We start from the raw sequence: 12710 nt of genomic DNA, 5'->3' as shown, positions 1-12710 counted from the left end.
TTTCGCAGATTTTCTGTCGGCGCGATTTGGCGCCGGCTCAGCGCGCCGCCGCGATCAGCCGCTCGGCGAGGTCCGGCGTCAGCGTGTCGAAATGCGAGATCACCAGGGTCGGCTCGAATTCGCGCACATGGCGGTCGGTGTAACCGAAATCGACCGCGACCACCGGAATGCCGGCCGCCTTGGCGGTGTCGATGTCGGTCTGCGAATCGCCGACCATCAAAGCGCTTTCCGGATCGCCGCCGGCCAGCCGGATCGTCTCGGTGAGGTGGCGCGGGTCGGGCTTGCGGAACGCAAAAGTGTCCTGGCCGCAGATCGCGGCAAAATATTGCGACAGGCCTAGAGCGCCGATGAGGGCCACGGAATTGGCTTCGTATTTGTTGGTGCAGACCGCCATCAGGTAGCCGGCGGCCTGAAAGCGGTCGAGCGCGGCGATGACGCCGGGATAGGGGCGCGACTTGCCGGGAATGTTCAGCGTGTAGTGGTCGAGGAACAGGTTCAGCAGCCGATCGTGCTCTTCGGCCACCAGTGCCTTGTTTTGCGCGGCATGCGCGCGCTCGATCATGACGCGACCGCCATGGCCGACGAAGCGCCTGAAGCCGGCTTCGTCGACGGCGGCGAGATCGCTCGCCGCAAGGCTGTGATTGAGGCTGTCGAGAAGGTCAGGCGCGGTGTCGACCAGCGTCCCGTCGAGGTCGAACACGATGATCGGGCGGGTCATGGGCAGTCCTGCAACGGTTGAGTTGCCGCAGCCGATACAGGCTGGGCCGGGTTCAAGCAAGAAGCCTCGATCGGTCCACAGCCGAGCCTTTCGATGGCCTTTGACGGGACAGGCAAAAATGCTAGGAGGCGCGCGAAACCGGCGAAATCGAGGCTCCGCATGGATGCAAGGCAGTTGAAGGTCGAAGCCGCGCGGGCAGCGCTTGCCCATGTCGGCGACGGCATGCGGCTCGGCATCGGCACCGGCACCACGGCTGAAGAGTTCGTGCGGCTGCTGGCCGAGAAGGTCGCAACCGGCCTCAAGGTCATCGGCGTGCCGACCTCGGAACGCACCGCCGCACTTTGCCGCGAGCTCGGCGTGCCGCTGTCGACGCTGGAAGAGACGCCCGAGCTCGACCTCACCATCGACGGCGCCGACGAGGTCGATCCTGATCTGACCCTGATCAAGGGCGGCGGCGGCGCGCTGCTGCGCGAAAAGATCGTTGCAGCGGCCTCCGATCGCATGATCGTGATCGCCGACAAGTCCAAGATGGTCGAGGCGCTCGGCCGCTTCCCGCTGCCGATCGAGGTCAACAAATTCGGGTTGCGCGCGACCGAGATCGCGATCGGCGCAGCCGCTGCCGGCCTCGGCCTTTCCGGCCCGGTTACATTGAGGATGACGGGCGGCCAGCCATTTGTTACAGACGGCGGCCACTTTATCCTCGATGCATCTTTTGGCCGCATTCCGGATACAAGAGCGCTTTCGAATGCTCTCTTCGCCATTCCAGGCGTCGTCGAGCACGGTCTTTTCATCGGGCTGGCGTCAACGGCCATCATCGCCGGCGGCGACGGTATCCAAACCGTCCATGCCGCCCGAAAACCAGGGAGTTCTATCGACCATGATGTTGCATAAACGAGTTCGCCGCCTTTCGATGCTTATGGCGGCCTCGGCCGTCCTTGCGTTGTCCTCACCGGTGTTTGCGCAGGATGTCAGCGAATCGCACCTGAAGGCCGCGCGCGCGGCCGTCGCCGCGATCCATGCCACGGACTCGTTCGACGGCATCCTGCCGCAGGCAGCCGCCGCGTTGGAGTCGCAGCTGATCCAGAAGAACCCCGACATGCAGGAGCTGATCGGCAAGACCGTGAGCGAGAAGGCGATCGGCATGGCCTCGCGGCGCGCCGACCTCGAAAAGGAGGCAGCACTCGCCTACGCCAAGGTGTTCTCCGAGAAGGAGCTCAACGATATCGCAGCCTTCTACAGCTCCGATTCCGGCAAAAAGCTGCTGGACAGCGGCCCCGCGGTGACGCGCGACCTCGTAAAGGCGGCCGACATCTGGCAGAACGGCGTTGCCCGCGATCTCGCCCAACAGGTCGGCCAGACGCTTGCCGCCGCCGCCAAGGCCGCGGCGCCGGCAGCGCCGGCTCCGGACGCGACCGCACCCGCCGACAATTCGGCCCCGGCTGACAACTCGGCTCCGGCCGATGGCTCGGCTCCCGCCGACAATTCGGCGAACTGACCGGCCTTAAATCGGCCGATCGCCGCTGGACCACAAAGCCCGGGTTTGCCCGGGCTTTTCTTTTGCCGTTTTGCAGCCTACCTGTGCCCAGTCTTTCTCATCCGCAGGAGCCCATCGCGATGGCCGGTTATGACTATGATCTGTTCGTCATCGGCGGCGGCTCGGGCGGGGTAAGGGCTGCCCGGGTGGCCGCGGCGCTCGGCAAGCGCGTCGCCATCGCCGAGGAATACCGCTATGGCGGCACCTGCGTCATCCGCGGCTGCGTGCCGAAGAAGCTCTATGTCTATGCTTCGCAATTCCCCGAACATTTCACCGATGCAGCCGGCTATGGCTGGACGGTGCCCGAGGCGACGTTCGACTGGCCGACGCTGGTCGCCAGCAAGGACAAGGAGATCGCGCGGCTCGAGGCGATCTATAAGAAAAATGTCGAAGGCGCCGGCGGCGAGGCCTTTCACTCGCGCGCCGTGCTGGTCGATCCGCACAGCATCTATCTGCAAGCCGAGGACCGCACCGTCAGCGCCGACCAGATCCTGATCGCCACCGGCGGCAGGCCGGCGCCGCATCCGGCGCTGTCGGGCCACGAATACTGCATCTTCTCCAACGAGGCTTTCGATCTCAAGCAATTGCCGAAGGCGATCATGATCGAGGGCGGCGGCTACATCGCCGTCGAATTCGCCAACATCTTCCATGGTTTGGGTGTCGATACCACGCTGGTCTATCGCGGTCAGGAGATCCTCAGCCGCTTCGACATGGATTTGCGCCGTTCGCTGCACGAGACGATGGAGAAGAAGGGGATCAAGATCCTCTGTCCCGCGGTTTCGGAGTGGGTGCGCAAGACCCCCGAGGGCAGGCTGGACGTGCTCTTGTCCTCCGGCCAGACGCTGACGGTCGACCAGGTGATGCTGGCGATCGGGCGTATCCCCAACACCGAGAATATGGGCCTGGAGGGCGTCGGCATCGAACTCAGCAAGACGGGCGCGATCGTGGTCGACCAGTATTCGCGCACCAATCTCGACAACATCTGGGCGATCGGCGACGTCACGCATCGTGTGCAACTGACGCCGGTCGCGATCCACGAGGCGATGTGCTTCATCGAGACCGCCTTCAAGAACAACCCGACCGCGCCGGACCACGACACCATTCCGACGGCGGTGTTCTCACAGCCGGAGATCGGCACCGTCGGCCTGTCGGAAGACGACGCGATCAAGCGCTTCTCCGACGTCGAGATCTACCGCGCATCCTTCCGCCCGATGCGGCACACGCTGTCCGGCCGCGACGAGGAGATGCTGATGAAGCTGGTGGTCGACGGCTCGACGAGGAAGGTGCTCGGCGCCCATATCCTGGGACCGGATGCCGGTGAGATGGCGCAGCTTCTCGGCATCCCGCTGAAGGCAGGGCTGACCAAGGATGATTTCGACCGCACCATGGCCGTGCATCCGACCGCGGCCGAGGAACTGGTGACGATGTACAAGCCGACCTATCGCGTGAAGAACGGCGAGCGCGTCTGATTGTAACTTTGGGGCCGCTGGTGATGCCAACGACCCCAAAGACGTTTCCAGCTAAAGCAGCGTGCCGCGCAGGATCACCAGCGCCACCGAGAAATAGATGACCAGCCCGGTGACGTCGACCAGCGTGGCGACGAACGGCGCCGACGCGCTCGCCGGGTCGAAACCGATGCGCTTCAGCGCGAAGGGCAGCATCGATCCCGACAGCGAGCCGAAGGTGACGATGCCGATCAGCGCCGCCCCCACCGTCGCCGCGATCAGCATCCAGTGCGGACCGTAGTCGTAGAAGCCGAAATACTGCCAGAGCGCGATGCGGCAGATGCCGACGAGGCCGAGGATCGAACCGAGCACCAGGCCGGTCGGCAACTCGCGCAATGCCACCCGCCACCAGTCGCCGAGGCCGATCTCGCGCAGCGCCAGGGCGCGGATGACGAGCGATGTCGCCTGCGAGCCGGAATTGCCGCCGGAGCTCATGATCAACGGGATGAACAGCGTCAGCACGATCGCCTTCTCCAGTTCGCCCTCATAGCTCTGCATGGCGTTGGCGGTCAGCATTTCGCTCAGGAACAGCGCGCAGAGCCAGCCGGCGCGCTTCTGGATCATGGCGAGGAAGCTCATCTTCATATAGGGCTCGTCGAGCGCCTCCATGCCGCCGAAGCGATGCACGTCCTCGGTCGTCTCCTCGATCATCGTGTCGATGATGTCGTCGACGGTGACGATGCCGAGGATCCTGCCATGGTCGACGACCGGCACAGCGAGCAGATCGTATTTGGAGATGGTCTGCGCCAGCGTCTCGCGATCGGTGAGCGGCGTCACCGTCACTGGCATGCGATCCGGCGCCACCGACAGGATCGAATCCTCCGCATTGCCGGTGATCAGCCGGCGCAGCCCGGTCGCGCGCAGCAGGAGCTGCGTCTTGGGATCGACGATGTAGATGGCGTAGATGGTTTCGCGCGTGCGCTCGACCTTGCGTACGTAGTCGAGCGTGCGACCGACGGTCCAGTCGGAAGGCACGCTGACGAACTCCGTCGTCATGATCGAGGCGGCGCTGCCCTGCGGATATCCCAGGATCGAAAGCAGCGTCGCGCGCAGCGGTGGGGCCAAGGCGCCGAGCAGCTCCGAGCGGGCCGGTTCGTCCAGCTCGCGCAAGATGTCGGCCGCGCGGTCGACCGACATGGCGGTCAAGAGCTTGCTCGCCTTCGGCCGCGGCAAGGCTTCCGCGAGCTCGGGTGCTGCTTCGAGTTCGGGCTGGTCGAAGATCTCGACCAGGCGCTCGAACGGCACGGCGCAGAGCAGCTCGATGGCCGTCTCACGGGATTCGTGGTTGAGGGCTTCGACGACGTCGGCGACGTGATCGTTGGCAAGAACACGGGCGACGGCGATGGCTTCGTCGTCCAATACGGGTGCGAATTCGTTCATGGCTCACTCCTTGCCGTCCGGCAGGACGTGAGCCGTCAGGTCACGTCAAGGCGGACGGCGGTTGCGTTCGACTGTGACTGTCGCCAGGCATGGCGGGTTGACCTTTCTGCTCGCGGGGTTCGAGTTTGAATTTGGCGAGCGCGCGCAACATAGGTGCGGTTTTTGCCGAGTCAATCGCGAAGGACGCCGAAAATGGATGCGGCGAGGCTGGATCGCGAGACTGTGATCGAAAGGCGCCCAAGCGGAGCCACGGCGTCCGGCCAAAGGCTTGGTATGACTGCTATTTCTGCTTCATCCGGCGGAAGCGCAGCCATTTGTCCTCGGTCGGCCGCGGCGGCTGAGCGAGGATGGTGGTGAGCTCGCGCGGCAGGCTGGGGGCGATCGGCTTCTTGGTGGCGACGCCGTCGGCGATCGCGACCACGCTGTGGTAGAATTCCTCGCCGGAGAGCGAGCGCGGCGGCACCGCTTCGTGCATGACGCTGATGACGGTGACGTTCGGACAATTGTCCTTGATCGCCTGGTGGAAGGCGATCTTGCCTTCAGGGTCGAGCGCGCCTGTCGCCTCGTCGAGGAAGAGAAGCCCGGGCTGTTGCAGGATGATGCGCGCGACCACCAGCTTCTGCTTCTGGCCACCCGAAAGCACCTGGTCCCAGATCTTACCTTCGCGGCTCTCCTCGGCGAGGTGTTCGATGAAGTCGCCGAGACCGGCCTTGTGCAGCGCCGCGGCCACTTGCGTGTCGCTGTGATCGTTCTCGGAGCCCGGCAGGCAAACGAGCTGCTTCAGCGAGACCTGCTGCAGCTTGACCTCCTGCGCGGCATAGAAGCTCGTGACGCCTTCCGGGAACACGATGGTGCCACGGCCATAGGGCCACAGGCCGTTGATCGCCTTGATCAGCGAGGTCTTGCCGCAGCCGGACTCGCCCTTGAGGAAGGTCCATTCGCCGCGGCGGAAGCGCAAATTAGCGGTGCTGAGGAAAGGCGTGGCGTCCTCGCCCTGGTGCGCGAGTTCCAGCTTCTGGATGGTGAGACCGAACACCGGATTCTGGGTGGCGTAGCTGAAGTCCGAACGGCCGGTCTGCTGATAGAATTCACGCGGATGCTGGACGTTCTCGATGGCGTTGGCGAGTTCGGTCACGCGCTGGCTGTTGGCTCTAAGCGTCGCAATCGCCGGCATGACATGGATGAACCACGAGCATTGGCTGATCAGCTGCGCGACCATTTCGGAGCCGGTGATGTAGCCTTTGTAGTCCAGTCGGTTGTGGATGAACGACAAGAGGCCTGGCGCGTAGGCAACGATACGGGCGCCGACGAAATTGTAGATCAGCTCGAACGAGGTGTAGCTGGTGTTGACGACATTGAGCCGGCTCCAAGTCTTGTCGATATCGACATAGAGCCTGTCATGCATCGACTTCTGCACGCCCTCGCCATGCGAGGCGGCAACGTGGAAGCTGCGGCGCAGGAATGTAATCAGTTCGCTGCGGTAGCTGCCCTCCGCCTGCTGCATGCGGACATTGAGCCGCTCGAGCAGGCGCCCGAGCTTGACCGCGATCCAGGTGTTCAGCGGCACGTAAACAGCGACTGCAAGGAAAGCCAGCACCGCGGTGCCGTAGCCGCCCAGGAATTCCAGGCCCTTGACCTCGACCGAGGACCCGATCAGGTTTTCGCCGATGAAATAGAGTGAAGTCGCCACGCCAAGCACGCCCATGGCAAGCCCGATGGCGCCGCCCGTCATGTCCTTGATCGATTCCTGGATGCGCTGGTCGATATTATCGGGGGCGACGATGCCGCCGGCCACCGAACCATGCTGGGCGTGGAAATGGGTATGGTTGCCGTCGAGCAGGGCCTGATTGAACTGGTTGTTCAGCCAGCCGCGCCATTTGCGATGCAAAGTCGTCGAGACGAGATTGCGCACGCCGGTGAAGCCGGCGTCCTTCAATACCACCAGCAGCACCAGTATGCCTGCATTGGTCAGGATGGTCTGCAGCGGATGGGTGTTGGCCGCATCGTGCAGGAAAGCGATCGAATTGCCCAGTTCGCCCGCAGCCACGGCAAACCAAACGCCCGCCTTGCTCGAAAGAGCGGTCAGCAGCGCGATGACCAGGGTGAGGGTCCAGGCTTCCTTCCACCGGTCCGAAAACCAGTAGGCTCGCATCAACCCCCAGAATGTACGCATCGACGATACCGGCGTCAGCGACGAGGTCTTTGCCTCGTTGGATGTTTGCTCCGGTACTCTACGTCGCGGTCTACCGACGCCAATCACGATCCCGCCCAAACCTTTCTTAGTTTTGTTACACAGGGTAACACCAATTGATCATTTTCCATTAATTTTCTGCCTGAGAATGTGAACAGGGTTACCCGCCGTGGCACGAGGGCAACAGAAATCCTGTGCCGAAGGGCCGTCGATTGCGCTGATTTCGGCTTTTATTCCAGAGCGTTAAGGGCAATTGAGCCAGCCGACGGCGAGTTTCCCTTAGGGAAGCAAAAAACACGGGGATGTGAACGAAAAACAGGTGCCGATTTGCCGAAATGGCTACTGCGCGGTGACCGGAATGCCCGAAAATTTACCGTCGATCAGCTCTTCGGACTTGCCCGATTCGTCTTTTCCAGCGGCGCTGAAATGACCGGAGATGGTCTTTGCGGCGGCGTTGTATTTGTCGATGACGATCTCACCGCTGGCGAAACGGACATGGCCGACCATGGCGCCGGAATCGAGAATGTTGAAGTTGGCGCTGTTCGCGGATCCGGCCTTGAGCGGATAGCTGCCGGCAAGGTCGTTCGGATCCTTCAGCACCAGCATCGAATTGAAGGTCATGGTCGGCGAGCCCTGTTCGGTTCCCGACAGGTTCAGCATCGGCTTGCCGGCCATCTGCATCGTCTGGGCCAGGGTGAAAGACGCCGTCCATGGTTTGCCTTCGATGGTCGCCGACATGACGGCTTCCTCGGCGGACACGCGCTGCAATGCCAGCGGCAGCCCCAGGGCAAAAGGCAAGGATAGCAGCAGCAATGCGCGATGCCTGACCGACATACGGTCCCCCTCAAATCAGCCAAACCCTTACGGATTCTAGCTCAACGCCATGTTCCAGGCGATTCACCAGATCGTGTTTTGACGGCGGACAGGATTTGACAACGCCGTCTGCCGGGTCGAACCTGCCCAGCGATGGTTGATGTCGAAGGGGGATGACATGCCTGCACGGATAATTGCTGCCGCGTCGTTCACTGTTTTCATCTGTCTGTCGGCGGCGCATGCCGGCAGCCAGAGCATTCCGGCAAGCGCGGAAGGCCAGATCGAGTTCAACACGCCGTCCGGCAATATCGGCTGCATCTATACGCCAAAGGGCGGTACCAGTACCTACCAGCCGCGAGACGGCGGGCCGGAGCTTTCCTGCTCACGCGTCGAACCGAGCTACGTCACGGTGATACTAGGTCCCAAGGGCCCGGCGACACTGATCAAGAATCCCGGCGAGCAGGGTTGTTGCAGCGACGTGACCAAGCTTGGCTACGGCAACAGCTGGAGCAAGGGGCCATTTTCCTGCCAGTCGTCGACGAAGGGACTGAGCTGCACGGGCAGCAATGGCCACGGCTTCTTCCTGAGCAAGGCCAAGGTGACCGCGAAGTAGAAGCGCAATTCCAAGCGGAACTGCGCGGAAGCGACGCTCAGCCCGCGGCGGTTTCCAGTTCGCCGCGCGCCTTGGCCTGAGCGACCTGACGAATGGCGTCGGTAAGTGTGCCGGCATCCTGCGCGCCCATCACGGCGTATTTGCCTTCAAGCAGGAAGCAGGGCACGCCGGTGATGCCCATGCGCGAGGCGGTGGCGATCTCGTTGCGGACGGCCTCGACGTCGGCGTCGGTCGGCAGCAGCGTCTCGACCACCGATGCATCCATGCCGGCCTCACCGGCTGCCTTTGCCAGCACGGCGTGGTCGCCGATGTTCACACCCTCCTCGAAATTCAGCTGGAAGAGGCGGCGCACCAGCCGGTTCTGCACATCCTCGCCGGCGGCGCCCGCCCAGCGGATGACCCGGTGCGCGTCGAGCGTGTTTGGCGCGACCTTGATGGCGCCAAAGGCAAAATGGATTCCCTCGGCTTCGCCGAGTGGTTCGATGCGCGCATGGATCTGGTGGATGCGCTCCTCGCTGCCGAACTTGCCGAGCATGTACTGACGACGATCCATGCCGCCCGCCGGGATGGTCGGATCGAGCTGGAAGGGCCGCCACCGCACATGCACCGCGATGTCGTTTGCGGAGGCAATCGCCTTGTCCAGCCGCTTCTGGCCGATGAAGCACCAGGGACAGACGACATCGGACACCACATCGACGGTGATGGAGTTCTCGGCGCTCATGCTCGTCTCCTTGTTGATTGCGTCTGTCGGGATTTGTGTCAGTTGGGCTTCCGCCACCAGGTCGGCAGCTGATAACCGAATATGGGAGTCTTTTGCGGATGTTCCAGATAGCTCCAGTAGGCCAGCCACTGCTGTGTGTTGTATTGCATCGGCACGATATAGTTGCCCGAGATCAGCAGCCGGTCGAGCACGCGAACCGCGGCGACATAGTCTTCCTTGATGCGGGCGTTCAGCATCGCGTCGATCGCCGAGTCGATCGCCGGATCGGCAACGCCGGCGAGATTGAACGACCCTTCCGCCTTCGCGGCCGCAGATCCCCAGCGGCCGAGCTGCTCGCTGCCGGGCGACAACGAGTTGCTGAAGCCGCTGGTGCCGATCAGCACTTCGAAGTCGTAACGCTGCTTGCGCGACTGGATCTGGTCGCCGTCGAGGATGCGGATGCCGACGCCGATGCCGATCTTTTCCAGCGTGCGCTGATAGATGGCCGCCAACCGCTCTTCATCCTGCGATGAGGTCAGGATTTCAAAGCCGAAGGGGTTTCCTTGCGGATCGAGCATCTTGCCGTCCTGCACGCGAAAGCCCGCGCTCTTCAGCAATTCGAAGGCAGCCTTGAGCACCTTGCGATCCTGGCCCGAGCCGTCGGTAACCGGCGGCCGCCAGGTGCCGTCCATGACGTCGGCGGGCACGCGGCCGGGGTAGGGAGCAAGCAGCGCCCTTTCGCGATCGCCGGCCGGGTGGCCGAGCGCGGAAAGCTCGGAATTCTGCCAATAGCTCATGGTGCGGTTGAACTTGCCGCCGAACAGGTTCTTGTTCGCCCATTCGAAGTCATAGAGCATGCCGAGCGCGCGCCGCGCGACGGGGTTGGCGAATTTCGGCAGCCTGGTGTTGAACAGGAAGCCCGTCACCACCGGGGGGATGCCGGTGTTGAAATACTCTTCCTTGACATCGCCCCTGCGGAAGGCCGGAAAGTCGATGTCGCGCTCGCGCTTGACCGGATCGCTCTCGTCGTCGAGGGCGCAGATACCCTTCTTGAACGCCTCCGTCTTGGCATTGGCGTTGAGGAAATACTCGACGGTGATCTGATCGAAATTGTCGAAGCCGCGCTTCGAGGGCACCTCCTTGCCCCAGTAATCCGCATTGCGCTTGAAGACGATGCGCTGGCCCGGCTGCACCTTGTCCACGGTGTAGGGCCCGCTGCCGATCAGCGGCTTCAGCGTGGTCTTGTCGAACGTATCCTTGTCGAAGGCATGCTTCGGGACGATAGGCGTCAGCGCAACGATCAGCGGGAATTCGCGATTGGCCTTGTCGTTGAAGGTGAATTTCACGCTGTGGTCGCCGGTCTTTTCCAGCTTGGCGATCATGCTCATGCGGTCGCTGTAGGGCGGTCGGCCCTTGTCGGCGAAGACGTCATAGGTGAACAGCACGTCCTCCGGCGTCACCGGCTGGCCATCCGACCATTTTGCGTTGGGGTTGAGGTGAAACTCGATGCTCTTGCGCTCGGGATCCATGTCGGCGCTGTCAGCCAGCAGTCCGTAAAGGCTGAAAGGCTCGTCGTAATTGCGCTGCATCAGCGGCTCGAAGACGAGATTGCCGTAAACGGTGTCGATCATGCCGCGCGCGGTGGTGCGAAGGCTTTTCAGGATGAACGGATTGAGGTTGTCGAAGGAGCCGACGACGCAGTAGGTGACGCTTCCGCCTTTCGGCGCATCGGGATTGACGTAGTCGAAATGCTGATAATCGGGCGGCAGCGCCGGCTCGCCTTGCATGGCTATGCCGTGCTTCGGCTCCGACTGCGCCGGAAGGAGCGAGAGAGCCAGAAACGAGGTCGCGGCGATCAGCCGAACGAGAACGCGGTCCATGACCGTCTCCTAGCCGGGCGGGTTTGTGATTCGCCATGCACCCTAGAGCATTTCGTCCCCCGATTGAATCGGCGCGCCAATGGGAATCGGGTTCGACCGGCGCATCGTCAATCGAGGCTCACCCTGGAGACACGAAACCACGAAGAAATCGCGGAAACCGGGCTGGATTCGGCGCCGCTGGCAGTGTAACACGCGCTCCGAAGTCATCCTGTTGCCTCATTTGGGCAACAGGTAGCTGGACCACACGGCACGAAGAAGCCGGTCCCCGGATCATTTGAGAGGAAAGTGCACCATATGACGATCAACGCGTACCGCCTTTCGGTGCTGGCCGCAGGCGTGGTCGGCGTTCTGGGCGCCGGGCTTTTCACCGCCTCGGCTCAGCAGCAGCCGCAGATTCCTCAGGGCTGGTTCAAGGCCTGCACCAAGCAGGAAGACGTCGACATCTGCAACGTGCAGAACATCGTCACCGCAGGCAACGGCCAGCTCGTCACCGGCGTCAGCCTGATCGAGCTCAAGGGCAAGGTGAACCGAAAGGTCTTCCAGGTCACGGTTCCGACCGGCCGCCTCGTGCCCCCGGGCATTGCGCTGCAGATCGATGCCGGCAAGGCGCAGAAGCTCGACTATGTGATCTGTTTCCCGGATCGCTGCGTGGCGGAAGTGCCGCTGAGCGACCAGCTCATCGCCTCCTTCAAGAAGGGGCAGGGGATCACGCTCACGTCGATCAACTTCCAGAACCAGCCGAACCCGATCAAGATCGCGCTCAGCGGCTTCAGCGGCGCCTATGACGGCCCGCCGCTGCAGCAGTCGGACATCGAGGACCGGCAGAAGAAGCTGCAGGACTTCGTCGCCAAGAACAACCAGGACTTCGCCAAGAAGCTCAAGGACGAGCAGGACAAGGCCAAGACCGCGAACTGATCGCGCAAGCGCCGTCCGGAAAACAAAAAGCGGGGCAATTCGCCCCGCTTTTTTGTTGTCGCCGCCATATGGGCCACCGGTTCGCGCTGGGTTTGCCCTCAGTGCTTCGACTGGCGCTTCGGCTCGTATCGGCCGTCCGGCAGCTTGTCGAACATCTCGCCGATCTGCGGATGCCGCACCGGTTCGCCCGACTGGTCCTCGAGCAGATTCTGCTCGGACACGTAGGCGATGTATTCGGTCTCCGAATTCTCCGCGAGAAGATGGTAGAAAGGCTGGTCCTTGCGCGGACGCACGTCGGCGGGAATAGCTTCGTACCACTCCTCGGTGTTGGCGAATTCGGGATCGACGTCGAAGATCACGCCACGGAACGGAAAGAGCCGATGGCGAACCACTTGCCCGATCGAGAACTTGGCCGTTTTCATCGCACTCACCATCGGGCGTCCTTGCTAAGCAAAGCGCCC

The 12710-nt window shown here is 62.7% G+C and carries 12 protein-coding genes; 5 read left to right on the top strand and 7 right to left on the bottom strand.

The annotated features are described in order from the left end of the window. Positions 1-37: 37 nt before the first annotated feature. Positions 38-718: a phosphoglycolate phosphatase gene (locus KVT37_RS06605; protein ID WP_217570800.1), complete on the bottom strand. Its 681-nt coding sequence runs from the start codon at positions 716-718 to the stop codon at positions 38-40. Positions 719-877: 159 nt separating this feature from the next. Here KVT37_RS06605 and rpiA point away from each other — a divergent pair, with 159 nt between their 5' ends. The 3 genes from rpiA to gor all read left to right on the top strand — a co-directional run bounded on the left by rpiA (position 878) and on the right by gor (position 3721). Further along, on the top strand, positions 878-1609 hold the full coding sequence (rpiA, locus tag KVT37_RS06600) for a ribose-5-phosphate isomerase RpiA (RefSeq protein ID WP_217570798.1): 732 nt from the start codon (positions 878-880) through the stop codon (positions 1607-1609). Continuing rightward, complete coding sequence (locus KVT37_RS06595; RefSeq protein WP_217570796.1) at positions 1596-2213, top strand: DUF2059 domain-containing protein; 618 nt, start codon at positions 1596-1598, stop codon at positions 2211-2213. The genes rpiA and KVT37_RS06595 overlap by 14 nt, the downstream gene beginning before the upstream one ends. Positions 2214-2332: 119 nt before the next feature. Then, complete coding sequence (gene gor, locus KVT37_RS06590) at positions 2333-3721, top strand: glutathione-disulfide reductase (protein ID WP_217570794.1); 1389 nt, start codon at positions 2333-2335, stop codon at positions 3719-3721. A gap of 51 nt (positions 3722-3772) precedes the next feature. On the opposite strand, the gene mgtE is transcribed toward gor, so the two are convergent. From mgtE to KVT37_RS06575, 3 genes are all read right to left on the bottom strand, one after another. Further along, on the bottom strand, positions 3773-5137 hold the full coding sequence (gene mgtE, locus KVT37_RS06585) for a magnesium transporter (RefSeq protein WP_217570792.1): 1365 nt from the start codon (positions 5135-5137) through the stop codon (positions 3773-3775). 280 nt (positions 5138-5417) lie between these two features. Continuing rightward, a complete protein-coding gene (locus tag KVT37_RS06580; RefSeq protein WP_217570790.1) occupies positions 5418-7310 on the bottom strand; it encodes an ABC transporter ATP-binding protein/permease in 1893 nt (630 codons plus the stop codon). Between the two features lie 357 nt (positions 7311-7667). Beyond that, positions 7668-8162 carry a DUF6252 family protein gene (locus tag KVT37_RS06575; protein WP_217570788.1) on the bottom strand — a complete coding sequence of 165 codons (495 nt, stop codon included), beginning with the start codon at positions 8160-8162 and terminating at the stop codon, positions 7668-7670. 157 nt (positions 8163-8319) lie between these two features. On the opposite strand from KVT37_RS06575, the gene KVT37_RS06570 reads away from it, so the two are divergent. After that, complete coding sequence (locus KVT37_RS06570; RefSeq protein ID WP_217570786.1) at positions 8320-8754, top strand: hypothetical protein; 435 nt, start codon at positions 8320-8322, stop codon at positions 8752-8754. A gap of 37 nt (positions 8755-8791) precedes the next feature. Here the strand turns inward: KVT37_RS06570 and KVT37_RS06565 are convergent, their stop codons facing one another. Next, a complete protein-coding gene (locus KVT37_RS06565) occupies positions 8792-9475 on the bottom strand; it encodes a DsbA family oxidoreductase (RefSeq protein ID WP_217570784.1) in 684 nt (227 codons plus the stop codon). A gap of 38 nt (positions 9476-9513) precedes the next feature. Beyond that, positions 9514-11334 (bottom strand): extracellular solute-binding protein, encoded by a 1821-nt coding sequence (locus KVT37_RS06560; protein WP_217570782.1) that lies wholly within the window; start codon positions 11332-11334, stop codon positions 9514-9516. Positions 11335-11628: 294 nt separating this feature from the next. On the opposite strand from KVT37_RS06560, the gene KVT37_RS06555 reads away from it, so the two are divergent. After that, entirely contained in the window at positions 11629-12249 is a 621-nt protein-coding gene (locus KVT37_RS06555) for an invasion associated locus B family protein (protein ID WP_217570780.1), read from the top strand. A 98-nt stretch (positions 12250-12347) separates the two neighbouring features. Here KVT37_RS06555 and hspQ read toward each other — a convergent pair whose 3' ends face one another. Then, positions 12348-12671 carry a heat shock protein HspQ gene (gene hspQ / locus KVT37_RS06550; RefSeq protein WP_217570778.1) on the bottom strand — a complete coding sequence of 108 codons (324 nt, stop codon included), beginning with the start codon at positions 12669-12671 and terminating at the stop codon, positions 12348-12350. Positions 12672-12710 lie beyond the last annotated feature (39 nt).

Origin of the sequence: Mesorhizobium sp. GbtcB19 (assembly GCF_019091085.1) — a bacterium.
Lineage (GTDB): Bacteria > Pseudomonadota > Alphaproteobacteria > Rhizobiales > Rhizobiaceae > Mesorhizobium.
This window is presented reverse-complemented; position numbering and strand designations above follow the sequence as displayed.